The sequence below is a fragment of the Streptomyces sp. SD31 genome (assembly GCF_052068475.1).
Taxonomy (GTDB): domain Bacteria; phylum Actinomycetota; class Actinomycetes; order Streptomycetales; family Streptomycetaceae; genus Streptomyces.
This window is the reverse complement of record NZ_JBQHCX010000001.1, coordinates 30320-56601: the sequence shown is the minus strand read 5'-3', so window position 1 is coordinate 56601 and position 26282 is coordinate 30320. Positions and strand designations below refer to the sequence as shown.

At 67.2% G+C, this 26282-nt stretch carries 24 protein-coding genes, 1 rRNA gene and 2 pseudogenes; 12 read left to right on the top strand and 15 right to left on the bottom strand.

Annotation, left to right across the window (positions count from 1 at the left end; all coding sequences use genetic code 11):
* Positions 1–73 precede the first annotated feature (73 nt).
* The 4 genes from ACTMVF_RS00230 to ACTMVF_RS00215 all read left to right on the top strand — a co-directional run bounded on the left by ACTMVF_RS00230 (position 74) and on the right by ACTMVF_RS00215 (position 4855).
* On the top strand, positions 74–1000 hold the full coding sequence (locus tag ACTMVF_RS00230) for a DUF2637 domain-containing protein (protein ID WP_441268916.1): 927 nt from the start codon (positions 74–76) through the stop codon (positions 998–1000).
* 167 nt (positions 1001–1167) lie between these two features.
* Positions 1168–1911 carry a MobC family plasmid mobilization relaxosome protein gene (locus ACTMVF_RS00225; RefSeq protein ID WP_441268915.1) on the top strand — a complete coding sequence of 248 codons (744 nt, stop codon included), beginning with the start codon at positions 1168–1170 and terminating at the stop codon, positions 1909–1911.
* Entirely contained in the window at positions 1908–3620 is a 1713-nt protein-coding gene (locus tag ACTMVF_RS00220; protein ID WP_441268914.1) for a relaxase/mobilization nuclease domain-containing protein, read from the top strand. Before ACTMVF_RS00225 ends, ACTMVF_RS00220 begins: the two co-directional genes overlap by 4 nt.
* A gap of 122 nt (positions 3621–3742) precedes the next feature.
* Positions 3743–4855 carry a pentapeptide repeat-containing protein gene (locus ACTMVF_RS00215; protein WP_441268913.1) on the top strand — a complete coding sequence of 371 codons (1113 nt, stop codon included), beginning with the start codon at positions 3743–3745 and terminating at the stop codon, positions 4853–4855.
* A 190-nt stretch (positions 4856–5045) separates the two neighbouring features.
* Here ACTMVF_RS00215 and ACTMVF_RS00210 read toward each other — a convergent pair whose 3' ends face one another.
* The 4 genes from ACTMVF_RS00210 to ACTMVF_RS00195 form a co-directional block, all read right to left on the bottom strand.
* A complete protein-coding gene (locus tag ACTMVF_RS00210; RefSeq protein ID WP_441268912.1) occupies positions 5046–5624 on the bottom strand; it encodes an HAD domain-containing protein in 579 nt (192 codons plus the stop codon).
* A 29-nt stretch (positions 5625–5653) separates the two neighbouring features.
* Positions 5654–6346 carry a class I SAM-dependent methyltransferase gene (locus tag ACTMVF_RS00205; RefSeq protein WP_441268911.1) on the bottom strand — a complete coding sequence of 231 codons (693 nt, stop codon included), beginning with the start codon at positions 6344–6346 and terminating at the stop codon, positions 5654–5656.
* A 1-nt stretch (position 6347) separates the two neighbouring features.
* The gene (locus ACTMVF_RS00200; RefSeq protein ID WP_441268910.1) at positions 6348–7259 is read right to left on the bottom strand and encodes a phosphotransferase family protein; all 912 of its coding nucleotides are present in this window, start codon (positions 7257–7259) and stop codon (positions 6348–6350) included.
* Between the two features lie 77 nt (positions 7260–7336).
* Complete coding sequence (locus ACTMVF_RS00195; protein ID WP_441268909.1) at positions 7337–8086, bottom strand: hypothetical protein; 750 nt, start codon at positions 8084–8086, stop codon at positions 7337–7339.
* Between the two features lie 226 nt (positions 8087–8312).
* On the opposite strand from ACTMVF_RS00195, the gene ACTMVF_RS00190 reads away from it, so the two are divergent.
* Together ACTMVF_RS00190 and ACTMVF_RS00185 are read left to right on the top strand one after the other, a co-directional pair.
* On the top strand, positions 8313–9671 hold the full coding sequence (locus ACTMVF_RS00190; RefSeq protein ID WP_441268908.1) for a tetratricopeptide repeat protein: 1359 nt from the start codon (positions 8313–8315) through the stop codon (positions 9669–9671).
* Between the two features lie 36 nt (positions 9672–9707).
* Positions 9708–10208, top strand: a complete 501-nt coding sequence (locus tag ACTMVF_RS00185; protein ID WP_441268907.1) for an NUDIX domain-containing protein — start codon at positions 9708–9710, stop codon at positions 10206–10208.
* A 74-nt stretch (positions 10209–10282) separates the two neighbouring features.
* Here the strand turns inward: ACTMVF_RS00185 and rrf are convergent.
* From rrf to ACTMVF_RS00170, 3 genes are all read right to left on the bottom strand, one after another.
* Positions 10283–10399 (bottom strand): 5S ribosomal RNA (gene rrf / locus ACTMVF_RS00180).
* Positions 10400–10564: 165 nt separating this feature from the next.
* Complete coding sequence (locus ACTMVF_RS00175) at positions 10565–11668, bottom strand: BsuBI/PstI family type II restriction endonuclease (protein ID WP_441268906.1); 1104 nt, start codon at positions 11666–11668, stop codon at positions 10565–10567.
* A 2-nt stretch (positions 11669–11670) separates the two neighbouring features.
* Positions 11671–13434 (bottom strand): Eco57I restriction-modification methylase domain-containing protein, encoded by a 1764-nt coding sequence (locus tag ACTMVF_RS00170; protein WP_441268905.1) that lies wholly within the window; start codon positions 13432–13434, stop codon positions 11671–11673.
* Between the two features lie 419 nt (positions 13435–13853).
* Here ACTMVF_RS00170 and ACTMVF_RS00165 point away from each other — a divergent pair, with 419 nt between their 5' ends.
* Positions 13854–15878, top strand: a complete 2025-nt coding sequence (locus ACTMVF_RS00165; RefSeq protein ID WP_441268904.1) for an ATP-binding protein — start codon at positions 13854–13856, stop codon at positions 15876–15878.
* Between the two features lie 250 nt (positions 15879–16128).
* Here ACTMVF_RS00165 and ACTMVF_RS00160 read toward each other — a convergent pair.
* From ACTMVF_RS00160 to ACTMVF_RS00135, 6 genes and pseudogenes are all read right to left on the bottom strand, one after another.
* Positions 16129–16446, bottom strand: a pseudogene (locus ACTMVF_RS00160) (site-specific integrase); the annotation flags it as partial.
* A gap of 124 nt (positions 16447–16570) precedes the next feature.
* Positions 16571–17164: a GNAT family N-acetyltransferase gene (locus ACTMVF_RS00155; protein WP_441268903.1), complete on the bottom strand. Its 594-nt coding sequence runs from the start codon at positions 17162–17164 to the stop codon at positions 16571–16573.
* 135 nt (positions 17165–17299) lie between these two features.
* On the bottom strand, positions 17300–18136 hold the full coding sequence (locus ACTMVF_RS00150; protein WP_441268902.1) for a M55 family metallopeptidase: 837 nt from the start codon (positions 18134–18136) through the stop codon (positions 17300–17302).
* Positions 18137–18347: 211 nt separating this feature from the next.
* Complete coding sequence (locus ACTMVF_RS00145; protein ID WP_441268901.1) at positions 18348–18569, bottom strand: hypothetical protein; 222 nt, start codon at positions 18567–18569, stop codon at positions 18348–18350.
* A 242-nt stretch (positions 18570–18811) separates the two neighbouring features.
* A complete protein-coding gene (locus ACTMVF_RS00140) occupies positions 18812–19435 on the bottom strand; it encodes an HAD family hydrolase (RefSeq protein WP_441268900.1) in 624 nt (207 codons plus the stop codon).
* Positions 19436–19439: 4 nt separating this feature from the next.
* Positions 19440–20198 (bottom strand): DeoR/GlpR family DNA-binding transcription regulator, encoded by a 759-nt coding sequence (locus tag ACTMVF_RS00135; protein WP_441268899.1) that lies wholly within the window; start codon positions 20196–20198, stop codon positions 19440–19442.
* Between the two features lie 72 nt (positions 20199–20270).
* On the opposite strand from ACTMVF_RS00135, the gene ACTMVF_RS00130 reads away from it, so the two are divergent.
* Positions 20271–21473, top strand: coding sequence for an MFS transporter (locus ACTMVF_RS00130; RefSeq protein ID WP_441268898.1), 1203 nt, complete (start codon positions 20271–20273; stop codon positions 21471–21473).
* Here ACTMVF_RS00130 and ACTMVF_RS00125 read toward each other — a convergent pair.
* Positions 21428–21529 (bottom strand): annotated as a pseudogene (locus tag ACTMVF_RS00125) (winged helix-turn-helix domain-containing protein); the annotation flags it as partial. The gene ACTMVF_RS00130 and the pseudogene ACTMVF_RS00125 overlap by 46 nt on opposite strands.
* 100 nt (positions 21530–21629) lie before the next feature.
* Between ACTMVF_RS00125 and ACTMVF_RS00120 the strand changes: the two are divergent.
* From ACTMVF_RS00120 to ACTMVF_RS00110, 3 genes are all read left to right on the top strand, one after another.
* Entirely contained in the window at positions 21630–22394 is a 765-nt protein-coding gene (locus ACTMVF_RS00120; RefSeq protein ID WP_441268897.1) for a GNAT family N-acetyltransferase, read from the top strand.
* Positions 22395–22515: 121 nt separating this feature from the next.
* Positions 22516–23199: a maleylpyruvate isomerase N-terminal domain-containing protein gene (locus tag ACTMVF_RS00115; protein ID WP_441268896.1), complete on the top strand. Its 684-nt coding sequence runs from the start codon at positions 22516–22518 to the stop codon at positions 23197–23199.
* Between the two features lie 453 nt (positions 23200–23652).
* Positions 23653–24591 (top strand): MerR family transcriptional regulator, encoded by a 939-nt coding sequence (locus ACTMVF_RS00110; protein WP_441268895.1) that lies wholly within the window; start codon positions 23653–23655, stop codon positions 24589–24591.
* A 304-nt stretch (positions 24592–24895) separates the two neighbouring features.
* Here the strand turns inward: ACTMVF_RS00110 and ACTMVF_RS00105 are convergent, their stop codons facing one another.
* Positions 24896–25135 (bottom strand): hypothetical protein, encoded by a 240-nt coding sequence (locus ACTMVF_RS00105; RefSeq protein WP_441268894.1) that lies wholly within the window; start codon positions 25133–25135, stop codon positions 24896–24898.
* Between the two features lie 257 nt (positions 25136–25392).
* On the opposite strand from ACTMVF_RS00105, the gene ACTMVF_RS00100 reads away from it, so the two are divergent.
* Positions 25393–26196, top strand: coding sequence for an MBL fold metallo-hydrolase (locus ACTMVF_RS00100; RefSeq protein WP_441268893.1), 804 nt, complete (start codon positions 25393–25395; stop codon positions 26194–26196).
* Positions 26197–26282: the final 86 nt, after the last annotated feature.

Here is a 26282-nt window from a genome sequence, read left to right as displayed (position 1 = left end):
GCCTGCAACGGCCAAGACGCCAAAGACGCACCACACCACTACCCCAGGAGTATCCCGCTTGAGGATCCCTCTCATGTCCCGTCGCCGAGACCGCCCGCCGCGCGGTGACCAGCCCGGTCAAGAGCAACCAGCGAAGACGAAGCTCACTGCGGAGCAGTACGTGCTCCGCACGGCCGGCATCGTCATCGTGGCCCTTACCGCCGGTGCGTTCTGGCTCTCCTACGCACACCTGGCCGAGGTCGCCGCCCAGCACGGACTCCGCGACTCGCCGACCCGCCGATGGGCGTGGCCCGCGACGCTGGACGCATTCATCGTCGCGGGCGAGCTCCTCATGCTCCGTGCGGGCCTGCGCCGCGTCACTGACAAATGGGCCATCGGCGTCACCGCCATCGGATCATTCGGCTCCATCGGGCTCAACGTGGCCGGGGTGACCGGCACGCGCGACGTCGGCAGCGTGCCGTTGCTCGACTACGTGGTCGCCGCGGTTCCCCCAGCCGCCGCGATGGTGGCCTTCGGCGTGCTGATGCGGCAGATCCACGAGCTCGTCGCGCAGCCCGTTGTCGACCATTCGGCCCCCGATTCAGCGCAGGTGTCGCAACCACTGGCCACCACATCCGTCCAGCCCACCGAGCTGTTGACCACCACGGTCGGCCAGTCCGGCGAGGCTCCGGCTGAGGGCGTCCAGCCTGCCGGTCTGCTGGTTCAGCCCGGCCCGGCCGCTGAGCCGTCGGCTGCCGTATCCGTCCAGTCGCCGGAATCGCCGACCGACGCTGCAGCGGGCAAGTTGCGCGGTGGCCGTCCGCCCGGCGCCCCACTCCAGGTACTCGTGGAGATCGGCCGGGCTGCTGCCGCTGAGCAGGGCAAACTCACCAGGGCCGTCGTCCGAACGGCAGTCGAGGACAAAGGGCTGACGGTCGGCAGTAAGCGGCTGACCGAGGTGATGGACATCCTCCGGGCCGAACTCGAAGCCGCAGCGGAGGCCCATCGAGCCGACGGCTGACCGGAACCGCCGCCGGGTGACCGGAACCCTTCCGGTCACCCGGCCCGCCGGTCACCGTCCCGTGTAACGCGTGATCGTCCACACCTGTGGATGAGGTGGCAGCCGTCCGAACTCCGTCTGATCTTCGCGTTGCCCCGCGCGCCCCACGCCTATCTGGAGAACCGTCCATGACGCACGACCCGCTCAACCCCGAGAACGCCCCCGACGAGCTGGGGCAGCTGACGAAGTCCCCTACGCTGATGGACCGTTGGCGCCGTGCGTTCGGACGGGGTGCCCCTGGCGGAGCCAGTAGTACCCCGAGTCCGACTCAAGGCCGGTCTTCGGGGGGCTCCGCCTCGGGGGTGGCGGGGGAGGCCCAGCGCCAGGGGGCGCCAGGCCAGGACGTCAGGGCTCAGGGCGGCCCCGACGCGGACACGCTCCACACCGTCCAGTGCGAGACCCTGCGCCCCGTACGCGCCACCGACACCGCTGAGGCTGTCGGCGGCGAGCCTGTCGTGAAGAGCGTGGAGCCCACGATCCGCCGCTTCACCGGCACCAAGCGCGTCGTCCGCGTCGGCCCCCTGCGCTTCACCGGCGACGAACACATCCAGCTCCAGGAGGCAGCCGCCGAGCACGGCTACAAGGGCGACTCCGGCTTCGCCGCCGACATCGTTCTCGCCTTCATCACCGGCCGGTTCACCGCCAACCTGCCCCTGTCCGAGGACCGCCGCCGCACCCACATCTTCCGCGCCCAGGTCCTGCGCCAGCTCAACCGGATCGGCGTCAACGTCAACCAGATCGCCCGCGCCCTCAACAGCGACCACACCCCACCCGACATCCGCCAACGCCTGACCGAACTCCACGACCTGCTGGAGCTGATCGCCGAAGCCCTGCGTCAGCCCGTCGAGGTGGAGACGGAGGCGTCCGCGTGATCGCCGCCATCAAACCAGCCGGATCCAACACCCGTGGCCTGCTCGCCTACCTCTACGGCCCCGGCCGCCACGACGAGCATCTCGACCCGCACATCGTGGCTGGCTTTGCGATGCTCGGCATGCCCGACCCCGGCCGCGACGAGAATGCCACACTCACCGAACTCGCCCGCTACCTCGACGAGCCCGTACGGCTGCGCAACGGCGAGTTCGGCAAGCCGGTGACCGACCACGTTTGGCACTGCCCGGTCCGCGCCGCCCCCGAGGACCGCTACCTCTCCGACGCCGAGTGGGGCGAGATCGCCCAGCGCATCGTCCAAGCCGCCGGCATCGCCCCGGCCGGTGACGACCTGGCCTGCCGCTGGATCGCCGTACGCCACGCGGATGACCACATCCACATCCTCGCCACCACCGTCCGCGAAGACGGCCGCCGCCCCAAGCTCCACGACAGCGGCATCCGCGTCGGCGACGCCTGCCGCGAGATCGAGAAGGACTACGGGCTGCGCCGCCTGAAGAAGGGTGACCGCACCGGCGCCCGCCGCCCCACCCAGGCCGAGATGCACAAGGCCGAACGCCTCGGCTGGGACCAGACCAGCCGCGAGTGGCTCCAGGACCGCATCCGCGCTGCCATCCCGCACGTGAGCAACGCGGAGGAATTCATCGCCTACCTGCAAGCTGAGGGCGTCGAGGTCCAGGCCCGGCGCGGCCCGTCAGGCGACCTCCTCGGCTACGCCGTCGGCCGCCCGGGCGACGTCAACGAAGGCGGCGAACAGGTCTTCCACTCCGGAGGAAAGATCGCCCCCGACCTCTCCCTGCCCAAAATCAAGGCCCGCCTCGAATCAAGGCAGCCAGAAGAGCACCCCACCGCCCGCCGCAACCGACCCAGCACCGCCTGGCACGAAGCCACCGACGCCCTCGACACCCTCCACACCGACCTCGCCGACGACACACACGCCCAAGCCAACATCACCGCCCTCGGCGAACTACTCGAAGCCACCGCTCAGAAGGCACCCGACAACCTGCGCGCTGAACTTCAGGCTGCGTCCAAGGCATTCGCCCGCGCCCAGCGTTCTCACGTCTGGCCCGAAGACCGAGCAGCCCACGCTCTACGCAGCGCGGCACGCGACATCGTGCACACCGCCACCGACCCCGACGGCAGCGCCTTGGCCGCCTTGATCGCAGCCCTCGTCTGGGCCGTCATCGTCGCCGGGCGCTGGCACGAAGCGAAGAGCCACGCCCACCAGGCCGACGCAGCCCGCCAAGCCGTCCAGCACCTCCAGACGGCCGCCGACCACGCACTCGCCCCGACACTCGCCGAACTCACAGCCCGACCGCCCAGGGAGCAAGCCCGCCGCGTACTCGCGAACGACGTACGAGCAGTCATCCCCGACCACGCCGAGCGAATCCTCACCGACCCGGCCTGGCCCGCGCTCGCCACCGTCCTCGCCGACGCCGAAGTCCGCGGCCACCAAGCCCACCAGCTCCTCAGGGAGGCTGCCGCCCAGCGTGAGTTGACCACCGCCCGGCAACCCACACGCGTGCTGATCGCCCGTATCCAGCACGCCGGTCGGAACCCGGCGCTCAACCGCCATGCCGAGGCTGCCCGCCGACGCTCGACCATTGCAGGCTCGGTCCCCTCTCAGCGGAGTCGAAATCCCCAGCCCGCAGCGGCTGCGACTCTTACCGAAGAGCAGCGCCGCCAGCGTCGGTAAGCATCATGCGTTCCGTCTGAGCGAGGCTTCAGCCGTCTCACCGAAGTCGACCGCCATAGGTAGGGCATGCGAGACGGTCCAAGACCGCAACCAAAACCATGCCAGGGGACCTGTAAAGACTCATGAAGACTGATCTCGACAGGCGGCGAATGCGGGCTCGTCGCCTCCGCGCGCTTCAGCGCTACGCGACCTGGGGTCTCGTGTCTGTGGCCGCGTTCATGCTGTTCGGTGGGCTGCCCTGGCTGGTGTGGAAGGGCCCGTACGTCCTTGACAGTAAGTACATCGACATCGACACGGTAGGGGACGGCACCGGCTCTGCGGCTCTGGTCACTGGTCTGCGGACCGCACTTGTGGCCTGCGTCGCCGCGCTCGGCGCCGGAATCGCCCTCTTCTACACGGCTCGCAACTATCGACTCACCCGACGCGGACAGGTTACTGAGCGCTTCACCAAAGCCCTGGAACGCCTCGGCTCCGACGAAATCTACGTAAGGATTGGCGGGATCCTAGCTCTGGAACAGATTGTCCAGGACGCACCCGATCAAGCAACCGACGCTGCCCACGTTCTTGGACACTTCATCCGGCATCGAGCCCCCGCCGCAGACCCTGCTGCGCCTACCGCCGACGAGGCGGGTAGTACGGTTGGCAAGCCCCAAGCTCCCGACGCAGACGTGCAAGCAGCTCTGACCGCACTCACCCGCCACGAATCGCGCACGCACGTCGATCCCCGGGAAATTCTCGATCTTCGAGGGCTTTGTCTTGCCGGTGCTCGCCTCAACTCTGCTGATCTCACAGATGCTGTGCTTAACGGCACTGACCTCAGGGGTGCTGAAATGAACCAGGCCAAGCTCACCGGTGCCCGGCTAAACGAGGCGAACCTGAGTGGTGCCTGGCTGAACCTGGCGAACCTGAGCGGCTCTCGGCTGAACGGGGCAGACCTCAGTGGCGCTGGATTGAATAAGGCAGATCTCAGTGGTGCTCAACTGGATCGTGCGGACCTCACCGGTGCGGGGCTCAATGATGCCGATCTCAGTGGCGCCGGGTTGGTCAACGCAAAGCTCGCCGGTGCTGGGTTGAATAAGGCCAATCTGAGCGGCTCTCGACTGAACGGGGCAGACCTCAGTGGCGCTGGGCTGAACAAGGCAGACCTCAGTGGTGCCCAACTGGACGGTGCGGACCTCACCGGTGCAGGACTGGACGGTGCGGACCTCAGCGGTACTGGTCTCGGAGGAGCCTGAGCAATAGCCGAATGCGTGCGCGGTGAGCGCCAGCGAGTCGGGTGTCGCTTCTGAGGGGGTGGGGTCGTAGTCGATCCGGCCTCCGATGATGTGGCGGCGACAGGACGGGCTCAGCTGCCAATGCTGGCTCAGGTTGTCGCCCTCGCCGCGTGTGGCGGCAAGGGCACGCTCCTTCTTGTGGCTGGTTCTGTTACGCGGCTTCGGCTTTGCCTGAATCGCTCGCCGCACCTGCGTGTGTGATGGACAACCGCACAGCCCATGTCAGGACCTCGACCAGGTGCTCGGCCAGCAAGCCGACGTGGGGATCAGGCTGGACCAGGGCAGTCGCTTGGCCGCGGGCGGTGCGCTCCCTCGCCCACTCGTGGTCGAGGCTGGTGAAGTCGTCGTCGATCCAGATGGCGGGTGCGTCGCCGAGCCAGGCGTCGACGTGGTCACGCTTCCACAGGTAGCCGTTGGGGTGGCTGGTCGCGATCTGCGGATGCGGGAGGTCGACGTATGGCAGGGGTGGGAGGCTGAGAAGCGGGCCGATGAGCGTGCTGGCGTCTTGCCGCCAGCTGGTGCACCAGACGGGGGCGACTAGGCCGGTCCGGATCACCTGCATGAGCAAGGGGCCGTGCGCAGGGTTGAGCCAGATGGTGACCGGGTCGTCAGTGGACCGGCCAGTGGGAACCACGCCGTGACGGGTGTGGGTCGACGGGCCAGCCCCTTCTGCGTCCGGGAAGGGTATGAGGATGCCGTCGATGTCGAGGAGCAGGTAGGGCGGTCGCATCGGTTCCTCCCAGAGGGCCGGGGCGGGGATCAGAGCTTGCGCGCGGTGATCAGCAGGGTGGTGGGCCAGATGCCGTGACGGGCGTCGTGGAAGTCCTGTGCTGAGGTGAGCCACAGGCCGGAGCGGTCGAGGTGTTTCTCCCAGCGATTGGCGTCGAAGTCCCAGCGGGCGTTGGGTAGTCGGGTGCGGTCTGGGAGGATGACGTAGTCGCGGCGGGGATGGTCGTTGGTGGTTGGGCGTAGGCCACCGCGCTGAGGGTGAGGGACCGAGAAAGCAAGGGGGCGCCCGGGTTTGAGGTGCTGGGCGATGGCCGGGAGCAGAAGTTCGGGGGCTACGAGGCCGACGGCTCCGAAGACGGAGTAGATGGCGTCGAATTGCTCGTCGGAGGCTTGTAGGTAGTGCAGGGCATGGCCGGCGACGAAGGTCAGGTTGCTCAGTCGCCCGTAGTGCGAGCGGGCTCGGCGGACCTGGAGGCCGACGAGGTCGACGCCGGTGACCTGGGCGCCGTAGCGGGTGGCGAGGTGGGCGGCGTTGTGGCCGGGGCCGCAGCCGAGTTCCAGCAGTCGTTTGAGGCGCAGGTCCGGGCCGAGGACCTCGGCGCCGGGCCCGGCGCCCGGCCGCGTGGTCCACTCCATCCGCGCGGGGACCGAGAGTGGCTCGGCAGGGTTTGCCGTGGTGCGTTGTAGGGCGTGGACGTACCAGGGGGAAGCCTGGGCAAGCACGTCAGACCTCCAGGAGGTGGAGGACGTCGGTGAGGTGGCGGCGTACGGCCTTGATGTAGGCGGGGTCGGTGGCCGGGTCGTTGATCCAGCGGATGGACTGCTCCATGAACCACTCGACGGCCCACATGCGGTGCCAGCCCAGCGCCCAGTTCTCGGCGGTGAGCCCGCCGCGATGGGTGAGGGCGTCGGGGGTGCCGCCGGCGGTGACGTACTGCTCCAGGAAGACGCGGAGGCGTACGGGGTCGGGGGTGTCGAGGGTGCCGTGCCAGCTGGCGAGGTCGAGCAGGCCGGGGCCGGTGAAGGCGCGGGCGAAGTCCAGCAGCCGCCAGCCGTGCCTGCTGATGTGGAGGCTGGTGGGGTGGAACTCGGAGTGCACCCAGCCGAATGGAGCCACTGTGGCACCGGCCGAGCGGGTCTCGGCGGCCTGGGCGATTCGATCGAGCGCGTCCTCGATGTCGTCCGCCTCCTGCCACCGCTCGGCCTTGCGGAGCCGGGCGAGGTGTTCCAGGGCCCGGTTTGGCAGCGTGCGGAGCCGGGCTTGGTCGAGGACGGGCAGTGCGGGTGCTGTGCGGGTGCCGTGCAGGACCACGGCCGCGGCGGTGCCGTCGAGGTCGTCGGCGTCGCGGACGGCGGGGTCGAGGTCCTCCATGAGCATGCCGAGCCAGCCGTCCATGACGGCGGAGGCGTGGACCTGCGGGACGGGAACGCCGAGCGTGCGTGCCAGGCGGAGAGCTTGGTCCTCGCTGTCGAAGGGCCGCTTCGCGTACTTGAAGATCGCGGTGGTGGAGTCGGGGAAGGTCAGGCGCTCGACCCCGGACATGGACCACACGCGCACCTCCTCGCGCACGGCGGTGGTACGGCTGGCCATGGTGAGCAGGTTGTCGAGAAGTTCGGCGCTGGGGTTCGCGGTCACGTGGGGGCTCCAAGGAGGTTGGTGGCGTCCGGGGCGGGCGAGCGGTGCCGGCCTGCCCCGGAGCCTGGTGTGCGGTGTTACGCGGCTGGGCTCACGCGGTGGGCGTAGATCTGCTCGATCCATCCGGCCTTGAAGGCCGCGAGGTCGTTGCGGAAGGCGGCCATCGAGGCACCGTAGGGCGCGACGACGCCGCCGGTCTGGTCCGGCACGGACTGGCAGCCGTGTACGAGCCTGCCGCCGAGGGCGGCGTGGGCCTTGATGGACTCGATGCGGCGGTGCTCGTTGAACCAGCCGCCGTGGTAGACCTCGTCGAGCATGCCGCCCATCTCGTCGCTCAGGTCGAAGACGACGGAGGTGGCGGCGGGGAAGAACCAGCACGGGCCGACGTTGGAGATGTGCCCGTCCAGCTCGACCTTGTTCAGCGCCATCAGCGTGGCCGCCTCGCGTAGCATCCGCAGGTGCTCGGCGGTGATCCGCGGCAGGCCGAGGCCCGCGAGGTGCTCGTCGCGGAACAGGTACGCGTACACCGCGTAGGCGGTGGACAGCACGCGGGCGGCGTCCGAGGTGGACTCGGCGTGAGCCTTGATGAAGTCCAGCGCGAGCTGCTCGACCGCGCTCTCGGTGGTCTCCTGCACCTCCAGCAGCTGGGACTTGACCAGCTTCCAGTCGGCGACGAGCCACGTGTTCGACTCGAAGCGGAAGAAGTACTCGGCCGGGTCGATGGTGATGCTCCGGCCGTCGACCTGGATGCCGGGCAGGCGGCTCCAGCGCTCGTCGAACGCCTCGGGCAGCTCGACCGTGATGGCCGTGGTGTTGATGGTGGTCACCGTATCTCCGTCTCTGATCGGCCGGGTTCGGGCATAGGAATGTCCGAACCCGGTGTAGGCGTACGGAACTTCGGGGAGCAACCCGGCCGAAAGGGGGAGCCTGGTCGCTGTGTCGGACCAGGGCCGGGCGGCTGATGATTAGTGAACCCTCCGTCACACACAGTGGGTACCGTGAGAGGCAGTTGAAGCGGTATACGCGGTTTACAGCCCCGGAGCGGAGGCGATCGTGGCAGCAGCGCCGAGAGGTCCCAACTCCCGCCTGCGTGACGTCATCGAGGCGATCGGCTGCACCTACGAGGCTCTGGCGAAGGACATCCGGCGTATCGCGGCCGAGAACGGCGAGATCCTCCAGACCAACAAGTCAGCCGTCTCTCACTGGGCGAACGGCACACGCCAGCCGACCGGACAGACCGGCCAGTACCTTGCGGAGGCGTTGTCCCGCCGAGCAGGCCGCACCATCACCTCGGTCGAGATCGGCCTGCGAGCACCCGAAACGGCGGTGTCGGAAGAGCCCGATCCTGTTCTGGCCGCCACCGATCTGGGCCGAGCCGACGTCGAGCGCCGCCGCTTCCTTGCCGTGGCTGCCTTCACCACGGCCGGTGTGGCCATGCCGCTCTTCTACGACCACGAGGCCACCGCCCGCATGCTGCGGGCCCGCACAGGCAGCTCCCTTGTCGGGATCGAGGACGTGGACGTCGTACGGCAGATCACCGCAGCCTTCAGTGCGGCCGACGAACGCCTCGGCGGCGGCCATGGCCTGACCACCGTCACCGCCTACCTCGCCGACACCGCCGCTCCCATGCTCCGCGGACGCTTCCCGAACGAAGCCTTACGGCAGGCCGCCTTCGGTGCCGTCGCCGAACTCGCATACCTGGCTGGGTGGAAGCACCATGACCTCGGCCAGGAAGGTGCCGCCCAGCGCTACTACCAGGTCGGCTACCAACTCGCTTGCGAAGCCGACCCGCGTGGCCACGCCGCCTGGATGATGCGCGCTCTCGCCCACCAGGCACTGAGCCTCAAACAGCCCCACCACTGCGTCGACCTCGTCGAAGGAGCCCTCACCCGCGGCCTAGGCCACGTCGACGGCCAGACCGAGGCGCTACTACACATCACCCACGCCCGCGCCTACGCTGCGGTCGGCGCGAAGCCAGCAGCAGCCCGCGCTCTGCTCGCCGCCGAAGACGCCCTCCTGCGCGACGACGGTCCCCAGCCCAGCTACTCCCGCGTCAGCGGCCCGGCCGCCGGCACCGTCGCCAGCCACACCGCCCGTACCCTGACCGACCTCGCCGACCACGTCGGCACCGAGCAACAACACCGCGACGCCCTGGTGCGCTGGGACCCCGAGAAGTACAAGCGCGTCCACGCCCTCACGCACGCCGACCTCGGCGACAGCCTCGCCGCTCAGGCCCGCGCCGACGAGGCCGTCGCCGCCTGGTCACAGGCTCTGACCCTGATGGAGGGAATGACCTCCGACCGTACGCGCAAAGCGATCACCTCGCTCCGCTCCACCCTCTCCATCTACCAGCGCCGCAAAGTGCCCGGAGCCGCCGAACTCGCCCGCCGCGCACGCGAAGCGCTGGCCTAAGCTGCCCACCAACCGGCCGACGAAGGGACACAAGCCGTGGCTCAGCGGACAACCGACGACCAGCCCAAAGCCCTACAGCCCGCCCTTGAATCCATGACCCTCCTGGTCGCCGCCGTCATCGTCCACGACAAGGCCACCAACCGCGTCGTTCTCCTCCAACGCAGCCAGAACGCCAAGTTCGCCCAAGGCATGTGGGACCTCCCCGTCGGCAAGAGCGAACCCGGCGAGCCCATCACCGAGACCGCCGTACGCGAGTTGTACGAGGAAACCGGCCTGACCGTGAAGCCAGAGTCCCTGAAGGTCGCCCACATCATCCACGGCGCCTGGGGAGTCGAAGCCCCCAACGGCTTCCTCACCGTCGTCTTCGCTGTACACGAATGGACTGGCGAACCCGAAAACCGAGAACCGCGAAAGCACGCGCGAGTTTGCTGGGTTGACGCGGCATCTATCCCCGAATCATTCGTCGATACAACTGCCAGCGCTCTCCATGCCTATCTCAGGCGCGGGTCGCAGGTGTCGCTTGACGGCTGGGCATAGCCAACTTAGACAGCTAGGAAGGCGAGAAAAGAGAAAGGGGTACTGCCTCGTGGAGGCAGTACCCCTTAAAAACTTCCCGGCAGCGACCTACTCTCCCACGAGGTCCCCCTCGCAGTACCATCGGCGCAATCAGGCTTAGCTTCCGGGTTCGGAATGTAACCGGGCGTTTCCCTGATGCTATGACCACCGAAAACTGTGTGGCGTGACGTTCCCGCCAGCGCCTTCAAAGAAGATCATACATGTTCCACCGAGCAGGGTACCGAGGCGGCGGCGGTTGGTGTACGGCGCCTACGTCGCCAGCCCCGGCCTGCCGGCTGGTGGCGTGGCGTTCGTCTCCTCACCCGAGCAGGTGGTTCCTAGGCGTCGTCCGCGCCTGGCACGACCTCGTACCAGGCCAGCTCATGGAATGGCTCCGCAGCAAACCAAGCCCACGTGCCGGAGGCGAGGTCCTTGAGGCGTCGCCTTGCCGCATCCGAATTGCGTGACTCGAACGCGGTGAGGAACGAGCAACGGCCTTCCGCAATGTTCTGTTTCGCTGCCCATTTAAGGAGTGCTGTCCGCCTGGCCGCAGTGACAACCCCGTCTGAAGCCGCAACCTCAATGATCCAAAAATCGACTGGATCTGCACCTATATCTGCCATAATGACGTCGGGGAGAACGTTCTTGACGTCGATTGTGATACCGAGACCCTGCAGAGCTATTTCCTCGCCGAGATGGACCTTGTCTCCCGGCTCAGAGATGGCGAGGACGACCGGCTTCTGCATCCGAGCCTCGGCCCAGGTCTCCACGACCCCCTTGATGATCAGAGAAGCTATGCCTGGTTCGAGTGTTCGAGTAGCCCCTCCGCTGTTGGGAAGAAGCACAGTGACGGCATGTTCGGCGGCCTCAGCCTTCAGCGCGAACGCCGCCTTCAACCTGGCTCCAGCATCCAAGTGTTTGTCGCGCCAAGCGGTCGCTGCCTGCTCGAAAATCTCGTCGGAGAGTTCTGGGTCAAAGAGGTCGGCGAAGTGGTCGAGAAGCGCCCAGCTGGGCTGGCTGCTCGCCGTCGGCAGGCCAGCGCGCTTGCGGATGGCTGCGTGGGAACGCCACTCCCTGAAGGTCTCGTCTCGCAGAGTTTCCCTTGAGTTGTCCCTGTAGGACGGCTGGAAGGGCTCGTTCCACGTCTCCTCGTGGAGGGCGGCTACGTGCTTGTTGCCCTTCGCCGCGGCCGTTCTCCAGGCTATGCGGTCGGCGTCTCCCGAGTGAGCCAAGGCGCCCTTGGACATCCACAACACGGTCGTTGGGCGTGCCCACTGCACCGTGTCCGTTGGGTCATCAGCGCTGCAAACGGCGTCGACGTAGATCAGAGCCGACACGGCCATCGCAGCGAGCGGCGAGGAGAACACCGGGTCGAACGCAGCCCTCGGGAAGATCACTTGAAGTCGCCTCTCGGCTTCCTCGGGGCTGATGAGCTTCCTCAACTTCAGGCTCCTGTAGGTCGGTAGGCGGCGGCGACTGCTGCTTCGAGTGCATCTCCCTCAAGGTCATTCCACTTCCGCACTACCTCGCGGTGCGGCATGGGGATGGACTCAAGCTCGTAGGCGCTGAGCGCAACCGAGCCGGAGATGCAGCGGACAACCTTGTCCATGGTCTTGGTGGCAAGCAAGCGAGTCATGGCCTCAGGCGTCAGCACCGAATCAGCAGCGGCAGAGCATCGCAGCACGTTTACGTGGTTTTCGACAGTGACTCGGCCGTCGCGGGCGTCCAGATCTGCCTGACTGAGATGTGCGGCAACGAGCCGACGTGACTGTTCGGGGGCCGTGGTGCGCTGGACCAGCACGGCAGGGCTATCTAGCACCATCACCTTGAGGTCAGAGGCGGCGGTGAGGGCCAGGAACCGCATGGAATCCCGCGCAGGATCACGATGTAGGACGCCGCCGTCTAGGTCTGCAGCCCAAATCACCTGGGAACGATTGGGACCGCCGGACGGGTACAGGTCGCTGCTGCGTCGATTCCACACGAGCGGACCTGTGGAGGCGCGCCAGCCCAAGGACCCCAGAGACTCTTCCATGGCTGATGCTGCGGCAGCGATGGGCGCATCGTCGGAGCGGCGTGGAAGAACCCAAGGTTGCTCTGTCCTCTGGGTCTTAACACTGGCGATGGTGGTCTCGGAGCTGCCAAGACTGCTGATCCTGGTCTTCCTGCGCTTCCGCCTCTCGAACGTGGCCAGGCATGTTTCTTGAAGCACAGACGTGAACACGCCGCTGCGGTCCTCCACGAACGCCACAGCGCTCATGGCCGCCTCTTGGCTTATGTGATCGCGCAGCTTGCTGAAGTAGCGTCCGCTGGTGAAGCTGGTCGGAACGAGTGCGGCTAGGACACCCTCAGCGTCCAGGGCATCGATAGCCCTAGCCATGAAGAGCCCGTACAGGTTTGCGTGTCCGTAGAGGACGTGGGCATAGCGCTCGCGCTCGACAGGAGAAAGCCGCACGCGACCATATGGCGGGTTCATCACCACAACGCGCACAGATCCTGCAGGCATGTCCAGGCCGTCACCAACGTGGGCGAGTGCGGGTAGTGGCTTGCGAACAGATGCAGGGACTCGGGCAAGAGTCGGCAGCATCTCCGCTGCTAGCACCACGTTGGCGACCCACACCGCAGCTTCGTCGGCGTCCACCCCGCGAAGGAGGTTGGGCAGGCCGGCCAACGTGAGCGCAGGATCGACATCGAACGCTGCCCGCAGGTGTTCCCGCAAGGCTGGCAGTAGAAGGGCGCCGGCGCCGCAGGCGGGGTCAAGTACTAGACCCGTAAGCATTCGGTTGCTGGGGGGCAGGCCAAGGCTTTCTCGAGCCATTCCCCACAAATGGACGGCGAGTTCGCGTGGCGTGTAATGGCGACCGTGGCGCGACCGCGTTGCAGCCGATAGGGCTTCTACGTACGCCGCACCCACTTGCTCTGGCCCGAGTGTCGACAGGTCGGCTGGCTCGATGGAGCCATCCATGATCCCAGCAGGCGGACGCGCCTGGAGGGCCTGTTCGATATCCAGCCACGCCCCGTCGAGCCCGGCAGCAGAAGCACGCGACCTCCACCACGCTGAAAGGCCGGCGAGTACTGCTGCAGCGCTGGAAGTCAGCTCTGCTGGCCGGTCCGTCAGCTCGCCTCGGGAACCCCGGGAACCCAAGGGCCGCGCCGTAGCGTTGCTCACCTTGGCTTCCGACAGTGCTGCGGCAGCGAGCAGTTCCGGCATGAAAGCGGTGCTCCTTCAGGGTAGGGCTCGACGCAACAGTAGCGACCTGGAACTGGTGTGTCCTCGAAAGGCTTGTGCTACCAGCGCCAACTACAGACAACCGAGACTACTGCGATGCATTGGCGTTATCGGTTGGTTATGTCTAGTTCGATTGGGAGGTTGGCGGTGCGAGTAGCAGTGGCGAGGTTGGCCGACGCTGCCCGCCTGTAGGGGTCAAGGTCAGGGCCCCTCCGTCCATCGCTGGCCGGTGGCGGGTGATGCATGCAGCTAGGTTCCGTACGTCAGTGGATCAAAACTGGCCAACTGTCAGCCGGTCATGGCCCATATCCGGCCGCTTGTCCTGTGCAGGCTTGCCGATGGCTACGCTGCGTGCCTAGGAGATCTCGATGCGTGGGCGGATCTGACAAGAAGGAGGACGCTTGAGCACTCATCTGCGCTTTGCGCCGGAAATCCTGATCCGCCTGGGTGAGGAGCTGATCCCCCACCCAGATCTCGGCGTGATCGAGTTGGTGCGCAACGCGTACGACGCGGATGCGACGAAGTGCATCGTCCAGCTGCACAATGCCACGCAACCGGGCGGGACCCTCGTTGTTGAGGACGACGGCGACGGTATGACCGTTGAGGACATCCGGGAAGGCTTCCTACTCATCGGGAGGTCCTCGAAGCCTGGTGCCCCGGACAGTCGATCCAACCGCCGGCGGATTGGTGAGAAGGGCCTGGGGAGGTTGGCAGCCCTGCGTCTCGGTCGCCGAGTCGAGGTGAGCACGAGACCGCGTAGCGAGCCGGGTCTGGAGCACCTGCTGGTCATCGACTGGTCTGACTACGAGTCGGTCACCTCAGTCGAAGATGTTGAGTTGGCAGTCTCCACCCGATCAACGTCAAAGCCTCCGGGCACCTCGTTGACCGTTCACCGGCTAATGGAGGGGTTCGACAACGAACAGATGGAGCGGCTTGCACGCGCCATGCGCTTGCTGACCGGGTTTTTCAATGACGAGGACACGGGCTTCGCTGCCACGCTCATTGCTCCTCAGTTCGAGAGAATCTCGGAGGCGGTTAATCGGGGCTTCTTCGATGAGTATGAGTACAAACTCGAAGCCCACCTGGATGAGCAAGGTTACGCCAGTACAATCCTGTACGACTGGAAAGGAAATGTGATTACAAGGGGTGAGCATATTGACGTAGTGCCCGATCACCGCAGAGGGCGTTTGCAGCCCCCTTTGCGATACCAGGCGCCACCAGCATCTTTCGAGCTGTGGATGTTCTTGCTCAGCAAGCGCGCCTTTGACCTCCGTGGATCAAAGCGGCGGTACGTTGAACTACGTCCTTGGCTGGCGGTGGTGGGTGGTGTCCACGTGTTCCACCGTGGACTTCGTGTTCATCCGTATGGTGACCAAGGATCAGACTGGCTAGACCTCAACCTTCACCGGTCGCGCAGTCCCGAGCTGCGACCCTCTACTAATACCAGTATTGGGCGGCTTTCGGTAGAGGATCCGGATGGGCTGCTTCTCCCTAAGACGGATCGAATGGGGTTCCAGGAAAATGCTGCCTTTATTGAGCTTAGACAGTTTGCCGCAAGTGCTACAGACTGGGCCGCACGTGAACGGAGGAGGATTCGAGATCGTGAGCAGCTAGAGCGTCCTGCTCCGACTCGTCGCACCGATCAAGATGTTCCTTCCAGCGAGAAGACGGAGCCTGAGGAGGCCGTGTGGGCTGGGTCTACGGGACTTGAGCCTCAGGAACAACCGTCGACGCCGGAACCGCCTCTGCCGAAGCAGCGGCAGAAGTCGGCGTTGCCAGCAGTGCCGCCTGAGCGTTTGGCCTATCGGGCTCTCGCCACAGCCGGGATCTTGTCTGTCGCGTCCGTACGTGAGTCGGTCGCGGTTGGCGACGCCGGCAGTTTGGCTGCCGACGGAGCAGCCGACTGGGTTGCGCTCGGGGCACGGGCGGCACATCCGGATAAGTTCCGGATTGCGGCCCGTGACCTCAATGAGGCTATCGGTGACGCGTTGAGCGCAGTGCGTGGCCAGCTGGAGCGTCATGGGGTCTCACTCACGCTAGACCTCTGGGGGGAGCCGGTTCGGGTCGCCGCGGCCGCTTCGGATCTGGAAGCGATCGTTTTCAACCTTGCTCTGAACGCCGTCAAGTCGTTTGAGCGTGCCGGTGAGATGTTGGGTGGGCGCGCCGTGTTGGTGCGCACCCACGTCGATAGCGGGCAGGCAGTCGTCGACTTCTTGGACTCGGGTCCGGGCGTCGACGACGTTGGCCTCGTTGAGATGTGGCTACCGGGCGTGGCCGGACGGACGTCAGACAGCACTGGACTTGGGCTGACGATCATTCGGGACGCCGTCGCTGACATGCGTGGCACACGATCCGTGGATGCCTACGGGGAGCTGGGGGGCGCGACGTTTCGCATTCGCCTGCCCTTGTGGCACGACCAGGACTGATGCGAGTGCACGCAGGAGAGGCTCTTCACGGCAGCTTGCGTGAGCGATGCGTGAGCGGATGATGTGGCACGAGCTGTTACGAGCCGCAGCGCGCATCACGACGCACGTACTCTGACCAGGAGGTTCCGGACACCGAAGAACCGTCCGGAACCACCCAGCAAGCTTTGGCCAGGACTTTTAATCCATTGGTTGTGGGTTCGAGTCCCACAGGGCCTACCGGTGGCGGGGGAGGGAAACGGCCTCTGACCTGCTACGCAGCGCCTGAGTCGGCTTCGGTCGGGTCGGGCGCTGCTTCGTTTTCGAGCCATTGCATGAGCGATGCGTGAGCGGATGTGCTCGTGGCCTGCGGATCGGGTGCCGCTTGGGCGGATGAAGTGGAGTGCCGCAGCGTCTCCTTCACCGTGTGGATGTCGCCGCCGCCTCCATGCGTGAGCGTCGCGGCGACGTGGCGCAGGTCCCGCAGGGTGATGGGCGGCAGGTCGGTCGTGGCGAGGATGCGGCGGAAGGTCTCCGAGACCGTCTCCGGGTGGAGCCAGGAGCTGTCCTCCTTGGTGAACACCTTGCCGGTGGGAGAAGAAGATGCGCACGGCGGCGGGATCGGTGGTGCCGCAGCGGATCGAGGGCATGGCGGCGTCCGGCCTGGTCCCGGATTGCCGACGCATCGTGGATGGCGGAGGCTCGCGCCCTACTTTTCAGCGGGGGTCGGAGAGAGGAGACCGGGCCTTGAATGAGTGCAGGTCGGCTACGGCGAGGGTTTGCTCCGCGTCATGCGCCTCGAAGGTGCCGATGCACTGGAAGCCGAGGCGGATGGCGAGCCTGAGGGAACGCTCGTTGGCCGTCTGGGTCACCACCAGGACCGGCTGGTCGGGCAGCTCGCCGGCGGCGGCGCGCAACATAGCTGTGGCGGCCTCGAATGCCAGTCCCGCACCCCAACTGCCGCGCCGGAGCAGGTAGGTCAGCTCCAGCTCCGAGCCTTCCTTGGTGACGTGTCCGGGAAGGTCGGCGGAACGGCGGTCGAGTACGAGTGTCCCGATGAACCGGTCAGTTTCCTTGTCGGCGATGACGTAGGTACCGGGCTTGGCGGCAATGGCGCTGATGCCATTCGCGTCGAAGTACTGCTCGACGACGCTACGGGGCCGCGGGCCGCCGAGGTGGGCACGGACCTGTGGATCGGTCTGGAGCTCGATGAGGCCGTCGATGTCGGCAGCGTGCGCTTTTCGCAGTTGGAGACGATCCGTAGTGATCTCCGTGGCAGACAGGGTGGGTAGTGCGGTCATGAGATCCATTGTCCCGGCTCCTTGGATCGAGCCATCGCTCCAGGGGCGGCGGTCAGCCGGCCCGCGGGGATGCGCGGTTGGGGCACTTCCTGCACGAGGGAGGTGTCTCGGTGAAAGCCAAGTCGTCGCACTGCATCGAGGGCTTCAGCAGTAGGGCGCTTGGTTGGTGAGAGACGCCGCTACCCGCATCCATATGCCGAAGAGGCGGTACAGGGCGGGCAGTTCACCTGTTGCCTGGGTGGTTCTGCTGTCTGTCGTGGTGACTCCTGGGATTCCTGCCAGGGTGGTTGCCACGGATGTCGACTGCCATCGCACGGCCAGGGTGGACTGCTCCCTGGTGGCTGTGGCTGCGGCTGCGCGCGGCCGCGTCGAGAGCACGGTGGCGACGGCCGCTTCGATGTCCTGGTGCGCTTGTGCGATGGGGCGTAGGTCTGCCGCGAAGCGACCGTGTGCGTGCTTCACGGTCACGGTGGTGATCGAGTCGTCCCAGGCCGTTGCTTCTGCGCAGGCGATGTCATCACCGGTGAGCGCGACCAGCGGGACGCCGAGTGCTGCCGCTGTGGCCTGGGCGAGCCCGATTTCTCCCACGGGCCGGTCGTTGAGCCACATGTCCTCGATCTCGTGACCCATGAAGCTGTGGCTCAGCACGCCAGGAGATCCGGCCCGGGAGTGATAGCCGATGCAAATCATGGCGTCGTGCCCCGGTTCGAGGCCGGCCAGCATGCCCATGGTCTTGGGTTTGCCCCTTACCAGGCGTGCTGCCGGATGCAGGGTCTCGGGGAGGAGGTTGCGCATCGGACCGTGCGCGTCGTTGACGAGGATGTCGGTTGCCCCGGCTGCGAGTGCGCCGCGCACTGCGGCGTTGACGTCCTCGGCCATGAGCAGACGGCCACGTTCGTAGTCCCGCCCGTCGGGCTGGACGTCGGCGGCGTCGACGAGTCCGGTCACGCCTTCCATGTCGGCGCTGATGTAGATCCGCATACGTGTACCTCTCGGCCTTCTGGTCAGTGATACGAGGGCTGGTCTGCTGCCGTCCGGCCCGTGCCGGGGCCGTGCTCGAGGTCTGGTTACTGGGCCTTCTGCAGGAAGGCGCGGGCAACAGGGCCTGCGTCGCGTCCGCCCAAGCCGCCGTCTTCGAGTAGCAGGGCCCGGGCGAGGTCCTGGTCAGCTTGGAATCCGATCATCCAGTGGCCTATGAGGGGCGCAGCAAGTTCGTTGTCCGACCGGAGACCGGCCCTGGGCAGTGGAGCCGTGCCTGGGCCACGGTGGGCAGCGAACGCTGCAGGCGCAGCGTCCAGGTCTGTACGTCCCGGGCCTCGGTGGGTGCCGCTGCGACGCGGGGCAGGGAGATCTCCCGGTCCACGACCTTGCGGATGGTCGGCGGATCGAGTCCGAGTGCGCGCAGGGTGCGCACGAGAGCCGGCCGGGCGACGGCACCGTTTCGTAGAGCCGGTATCCGGCCGGGCTGAGGTCGGCCGGCGTCACGATCCCCGAATCGGAGCAGAACCGGATCGCCTTGACCATGAGGGCGGTCCGCTGGGCCGGTGCACCGATGAGAAAGAGGCGGGGACCGTGCCGCTGCGGGATGGCGTCTTCGTACAGGAACTCTCTTGGGATTTCCCGGAGCGCGATGGGTGCCGGTGACGGGTCCGAGCGTCATGGTCGAGATGGCTCAGCGTCGCTCTGGGCGAGGTGTTCTCTCAGCCGGGCCGCGGTGGTGAAGAGGTGCCCCCGCATGCCGACGGCCTCGGCCGCCCGGATGTTGTCCTGACGGTCGTCGACGAAAAGGACGCGATCCGGTGGCACACGCAGGGCATTTTGGCACCACCGGTAGGCGTCCGGGTCGGGTTTGGCCCGGCCGATGCGGCAGGACAAGGCGCATACCTCAAAGCGATTGAACCAGGCGTGGCGTACTTCGTAGTGGCCGGCCAACTCTTCGGGGATGTTGGACAGGAGCGCGATCCGCCGGTCTTGTGCGGCGAGTTCCTCGAGGAGGTCGACCATGGTGTCGTCGACGCCGCTCCAACTGGCGATGTCGGCCGCGACGAGGCGCTCGATCTGGTGGTCGTCGAAGCAGGTGCCCAGGGTCTTGGCCACCCTGCGCCAGTAGCCGGGGCCGTTCACCTCACCGCGGTCGTATGGCGGACGCAGCGTCCAGTAGGCGTCCCAGAAATCGGGTGCAGGTATGCCCGCCGTCCGGACGATCCGGTCCTTGCCCTCGGCGGACTGGAGGCGCGCGATGACGCCGAAGAGATCGAAGAGAAACACAGCGCCGGTCATGAGGTCACACCTTCCGTACGGTCACGCCCGCCGCGCTCAGCCGGTCGGTCTGGTCGTCGGGAGCGGACTCGTCCGTGACGACGGCGTGCAAGGCGGAGGCCGGGGCGACGAAGCCGAGTGCGGTACGCGAGAACTTGGCGCCTTCCGCGACAGCGATGACCCGGCGGGAGGAGGCGATCGCCACACGCTTGACGGCGGCGTCGTCCAGGTCATAGGCGGTCAGGCCGTTTTCCGCGTCCAGTCCGCAGCAGCCGATGATCGCGGTGTCGAAACGCAGGGCGGCCAGCGACGCCGTGGTGAGTGGACCGGTCAGCGCCAGCTCGCCCGGCCGCGGTCGGCCGCCCGGGACCAGCAGAGTCAACTGCGGGGCTCCAGCCAGCGCGTTCACGGCGTGCAGGGACAGCGGCAGCACGGTGAGCCGTCGGTGCTCCAGGGTGCGGGCCACCTCCAAGCACGTGGTGCCGCTGTCGAGGACGACGGACTCTCCGTCGGCGATCAGCCGGGCAGCCTCGGCGGCGATGCGCCGCTTGACCTCCAGCCCCTCCTGGGCCCGCAACGCGAAGGGCGGCTCCTCGCCGCGCAGCAGCAGGCTCCTGGCTCCCCCTCGATAGCGCTCGAGCACCCCCTGCGCCGCCAGGACTTCGAGGTCGCGACGGACGGTCATCTCCGAGGCGCCGGTGAGCCCGGCCAGTTCGGCGACGCCGATGCTGCCGGCTTCCCGTACGGCGTCGGTGATCTGCCTGAGTCGATCTGTACCTGCCATGCCCAGATTGAACATCAGAGGTGTTCGAAAGGCAACCTTTCGAAAGGAGATCATGTTCTATATGTTCGAAGCATGGAACAAGACCTGCGAGCCGGCCGGCTGGCCACCTTCGCCTATTTCATGCTGAACGGCTTCCTCATGGGGATGTGGGTCGTCCACATCCCCGGCATCGAGCCGCGGGCAGGAATCGGCCATGCCGTGCTCGGCTGGCTCTTGCTGCTCCTGGGCGCAGGCGCCTTCGCCGGCATGCAGGCCGTCGGCCCGCTCACCGACTGCTTCGGGGCCCGCACCGTCGTCCCGCTCAGCGCGGCACTGTGCAGCGCGGCCGTGGTCCTGCCCGGCCTGGCGGCGAACGTCTGGACGCTGGGGGCCGCGCTCCTGGTGCTCGGCGTCGGCAACGGCTGCCTGGATGTCAGCATGAACGCCCATGCCGTCCAGATCGAGCGCGGTTACCGGCGGCCCGTCATGTCCGCCTTCCACGCCGCCTTCTCCATCGGTGGTGTGCTCGCCGCGCTGGCGGGATCCCGCACGCTCAGCCTGGGCTGGAGCCCCGCCGCGACTCTCGGCGTGGTGGCGCTCGGCGGCCTGGCCGTCGCCGCGCTCGCGGCCCCCGCCCTGCTGCGCCGCGACGCCGTCCGTCCCTCGGACGACGCCACCCCTGCCACGGGGACCCGTCAAAGGACGCCCCGGCGCATCTGGATGCTGGCCACGCTGGCATTGATGATCATGCTGTGCGAAGGCGTGGCGAACGACTGGAGCACCCTCCATCTGCGCCAGGTCCTCGACGCGAGCGCAGCCACCGCCGCCCTTGCCTACGGAGCGTTCGCCACCGCCATGACCGTCGGCCGACTGCTCGCCGACCGGGTCACCGCGCGCCTCGGCCCCGTGGCCATCCTCCGCTACGGCGCGTCCGTCGCCGCACTCGGCCTGACCGCGGCGGCCCTCTCGCCCTGGGTCCCCCTGGCTCTGGCCGGCTGGGCCGTGTTCGGGGCAGGACTGTCCGGCTGCGTTCCCCAACTTCTCAGCGCCGCCGGCCATTCCGACCAGGACACTGCCGGCGTCAATGTCTCCCGCGTCGCCGGACTCGGTTACCTCGGCATGCTCGCCGGGCCCGCCGTCATCGGCCCGCTGACCCACGTCCTGCCGCTCAACCTCACGTTCCTCCTCCCCGTGGCGTGCTGTGTCATCGCCGCCTGCCGCTCCGGCATCCTGCGGCCACCGCAGCCGGCCACAGCCGCATCGTCACGTTCGGCTGCCCGCCGCGCGGGCTGCTGACACGACCAGCCGTGCCGCCGCAACCGTTCCCACACACCACGGACGGACAACGACACCCTGAGCTGATCCACTCGCCTCAACCGAATCCGGAAATGATCACCCCTGAGGAAACGTCAGTTACTACGAACGCCGACAATCCCCGGAAAGGCATGCCTGGTGGAAGAGCTCGTACGACTCGGTGACATCGAGCAGGCCGCGGCCGGAGACACGCGGCCGATCTGGGCCGCCCAGGGACGGCACGACGGCAGTCTGGGGCCCGGCGTGCGGGCCTGGCGCCATGGAACTGCCCTGGCGGTGGCGAGTCCAGGCCTCTCGGAACGGGATCGGCTTGCGATCCAGGGCGACCGAACCGATGCGGTCACCTTGGTGCGGCGAGTAATGGATGAAATCGGACCGTCATATCGCCCCTTCGCGGAGGCACCCTTGATCGATGCCGTGGTGCGGCAGATACCCGGCCTCGTGCCGATACACGAATTCTTCTGGATGGAGACTGCGTCCCGGCCCGGTACTGCCCCTGCAGGCGCGCAATGGTTGGAAGCTCGACAGGAGAAAGCAGCTACGGCACTCTTCGATCGCTTCTTCCCTGACTCGTACGCGCAACCGGGGCGCATCGGCGTACGCCGATGGGCCGGAATCCTCGGCAGCCTGGAAAGCGGCTCAGCCGCGGAGCCCTTGGCGGTCGCGGCCGATGCGTGGTCAGCAATCGGCTGCGGGTACATGGCCGGGGTATGCACTCACCCCGCAACCCGCGGACGCGGCCTGGCACAGGCCGTCTGTGGCTTCGTCGTGGACGATCTGGTCCACCGGTACGGACGTGCCGCGCTCATTGTGGATGCTGCCAACACGTCGGCAATCGCCGCGTACGAACGCCTCGGCATGACCAAACACCTCTCCGGAGCGGCGCGCTTCTCTCCCCGGTGAGTTCGGGGTGTACCGCCAGCCCCCATAAGTCGCACCGGTATTCCAAGGTCAGTTGCTTGACCAGGCGAACCAGCATGGCCAACCGGGTGTCTGATTGTGCCCGGTTGGTAGCGTCACAGGCATGGATCAAGACCGTGTGCTCGAAGCGTTTCGTCGGGAATCCGGGGCGCTCACTGATGCTGTCTCAGGACTGTCTGAGGCCGAGTGGAACCTCCCGACACGCTGCACCCCCTGGGCCGTACGCGACCTGCTCGGGCACGTGTCCGTCGTGATCGATTGGCTTCCGGGCATGCTGGACGCCCCAGCACCGAGCGAGGCCAAGGTTTCCGCAGCGGAGTACTACCGCCCGGACGACCGGTTTTCACCCCGGACCAACAGTGCCCGGATCGCCCTGGCTCAGGACCGGGCAGCAGAGTCGGCTGACGGTGCCGCCTTTGCCGACGATTTCGCCGCGATCTGGCGGCGAGTCGACCGGCTGTGCCGGGTCCAGCCTGCCAGCCGTACCGTGCGGACGCGTCATGGTGACGCCATGCTCTTGTCGGAGTTTCTGCTCACCCGAGTCGTTGAAGTCGCCGTCCACGGCCTCGACCTGGCTGATGCAGTGGGACGCGAACCTTGGCTCACCTCGTCGGCCGGTGACGCCGTGCTGGAGCTGCTTCTCGGCGCAGAGCAGATGGCGGCCGCCGACACATTGGGTTGGAGCCAGCCGCATTTCCTGCGCAAAGCCACCGGCCGTGAGCCGTTGGACGCATCAGAAACCGCGCAGATCGAACAGCTCGGCATCCGATGGCTCGCCCTGGGCTGACAACTGTGCTCGGCTGCACCCCCTCCAAGTTCATCCGTGGCTCGCGGCCGCGTCGGCGGGCACTCCGCCGTTGCCACCGAGGCAGTCATCCGCGCCGCCCGCGACCTGCTGCCCGACCCCGGCCGCTCGATCACGTCGATCGCCAAGCTGCTGGGTGTCTCTCCGGTTACCCCCTATAACCACAGGGCCCACGGAGCGCCCTGGGCTCGGGCAAGGATTTCCAGGCCGACGCCGAGGGTGGCGGCGTGCACCACCGGTAGGCGTCCTCCGCGCCCCGCTGGGGTGCGGAGCGGCATCACGGACCGGTACCCGCCGACGAATGGCCCCGCTCCTCTCGCCACTGGCCGCCGGGGGTGTTCGCGCTTTCTGGAACCAGAAGGCGAGCAGGAGGGAGCGTGGAGACGTAGCCGCAGACTTGAGTCTCCTGCAGGGGGAGACAGGAGGGTGGGTCTCATGGATGGCGGCACCCTCTACTCGATCGGTGAACTGGCCCAGCGCACCGGGCTGACAGTCAAGACGATCCGGTACTACTCCGATCGCGGCATCGTGGCGCCGGCCGACCGTACCCACGCCGGCTACCGGCGCTACGCCCCGGATGCCGTCGCTCGCCTTGCCCTCGTGCGAACACTGCGAGAACTGGGACTCGGCCTCGACATGATCCGGCGGGTCGTGGATCAGGAACTCACGCTCAGCGAAGTCGCCGCGGAGCACGCCGCCGCACTGGACGTACAGATCAGCATCCTGCGTCTGCGACGGGCGGTGCTGACGGCCGCCGCCGAACGCGAGCCCAGCCTCAAGGAGATGGAACTCATGCACCAGCTGGCCACACTGTCCGAAGCCGAACGCCGACGCTTGATCGACGAATTCCTCGACACCGTCTTCGACGGTCTGCACAGCGGCTCCCGCTATGCCGCAGCTCGGCGGTCCATGACGCCCGAGCTCCCCGACAACCCCACAGACGAGCAGGTCAGGGCATGGATGGGCCTGGCCGAACTGTCCCTGGACCCGGACTTCCGCGCCAGTGTGCGGCGCCTGACCGAAGACCATGTGGCCGGCCTGCCCGACGGCGCCACGACGCCACCGCGCCCGGACGTGGTCGCCATCACGCGTGATCTCGTGGGACCAGCCGTGGCATCCGGCATCAGCCCGGATTCGCCCCAGGCCGATCCTGTCGTCGCGGCGCTCACCGCCCACTGCGCGCTCGCCCACGGCCGCCCCGATGACACCGAGTTGCACCGATGGCTGCTGCACCGTCTGGAAGCCGCGAGCGATCCGCGCAGGGACCAGTACTTCCAGTTGCTCGCGCTGATCAACGGCTGGCCGGCGCCGGAACGCCTCGTCCCGGTGATCGACTGGTCCGTTACAGCTCTGCGGATACGGGCGGCTCGATGACGCAGCAGCCTCACAGCCCCGCCGCACAGCCAGACGAAGCACTCAAGGCCACCGTCGCCACATACTGCCTGCCTCATCCCACCATCAGTGCGGACCTGCGGGGCCTGCCCTTCTGACGCGCGCTGAGCAGGAATCACCGTGTGGTCACGCTGCTTCGGCATATCAGGGAGGAGAAGACCGGGTTACGAGCTACATCTGCTCTGACCTGGTGGTTCCGGACACTGAAGAACCGTCCGGCCCACAGACGGACTCGGCGCCGGGCTGGTGGGCCCGGCGCCGAGGCTTGGTGCGGTGCAGTGGACAACTAGTGGTGACAACTCGAGCCGGTGTGGTTGATTTGCCCGCCCGCGCTGCCTTCACCGTTGAGTGCGTTGCCCAGCAGACCGTTGAGCACGCCAACCTGGCCGAGGATGTCGATGTTCTGGTCGTGCGACTTGCATCCTCCGTGGTCGTGCCCGCCGTATGCGTTGGCAGAGCCGGTGGCTATGAAGCTGAAGCTCCCCAGGATGGCGGCCGCCACAGCGGCCTTCTGAAGCTTGCGCATTGCTCCTCCTTGGGTCGGGTAGAGCGCACCATTGATAGATCCACTTTGCGCTCATTTCGGAGGCTAATCCGATATCTCCCACTGCGCTCATCGGGACTGCCATATGGGGGTCCTGAGGGGCAATCGGCTGTGACGGGGCCTCAATGTCCCCCGCTCTGGGGCGACTTCGACTTCTCACGTTTTGGGTTGCGCCTTTCCGTGAGAGACGGTTAGCTGTGTCTCACGGATAGATTCACTATCAACCGTGAGGAATGACGATGGCTGCCCCTCGCACCACCCCTCGCACCGCCGCTCGCACCACCAGTGAGCAGGTCCCCGTCCGCGTCTTCGGCGGCCCGACCGCCCTCATCGAGTACGGCGGCCTGCGCCTCCTCACCGATCCCACCTTCGACGCCCCCGGTGACTACCCGCTGGGAGGCGGCCGTGCCCTGACCAAGACCGCCGCCGCCTCCGTCTCGCCCACCGAGCTCGGGCGGATCGACGTGGTTCTGCTCTCGCACGACGAGCACCCCGACAACCTCGACATATCCGGCCGTGCGCTGCTCGCCGAGGTGCCGTTGACCTTGAGCACGCCGAGCGGCGCGGGCCGGCTGGGCGGTACCGCTCGGGGGCTGGGGGACTGGGAGTCCGTGGCGGTGGACCGGCCCGGTGGAGGCGCGATCACCGTGACCGGGGTGCCGGCGCTGCACGGCCCGGGGGAGCGCGAGGAGCTCGAAGCGGTCATCGGGCAGGTCGTTGGCTTCGTGCTGACCGGGGACGGTCTGCCCACGGTGTACGTCAGCGGCGACAACGCCCAGCTCGGGCCGGTCAAGGAGATCGCCGGGCGATTCGGGCCGGTGGACACGGCCGTCCTCTTCGCCGGTGCCGCCCGCGGGGCCGTGCTCGACCGCCAGTTGCTCACCCTCGACAGCGTCCGGGCCGTGGAGGCTGCCCGGATCCTCGGGGCGCGCCGGATCGTCCCCGTCCACTTCGACAGTTGGGCCCACTTCACCGAGGGGCGCGACGAGCTGGCGGCCGCGTTCACCGAGGCGGGGCTGATCGACCGGGTCCAGCTGGGGTGACCGGCGCCCAAGGGGCCGGCTCGCCGCCTCACCGGCTCGCCGTCTCACAGGAATGTCACAGCCTGAGTCAGTAAGTCCCCTGTGAC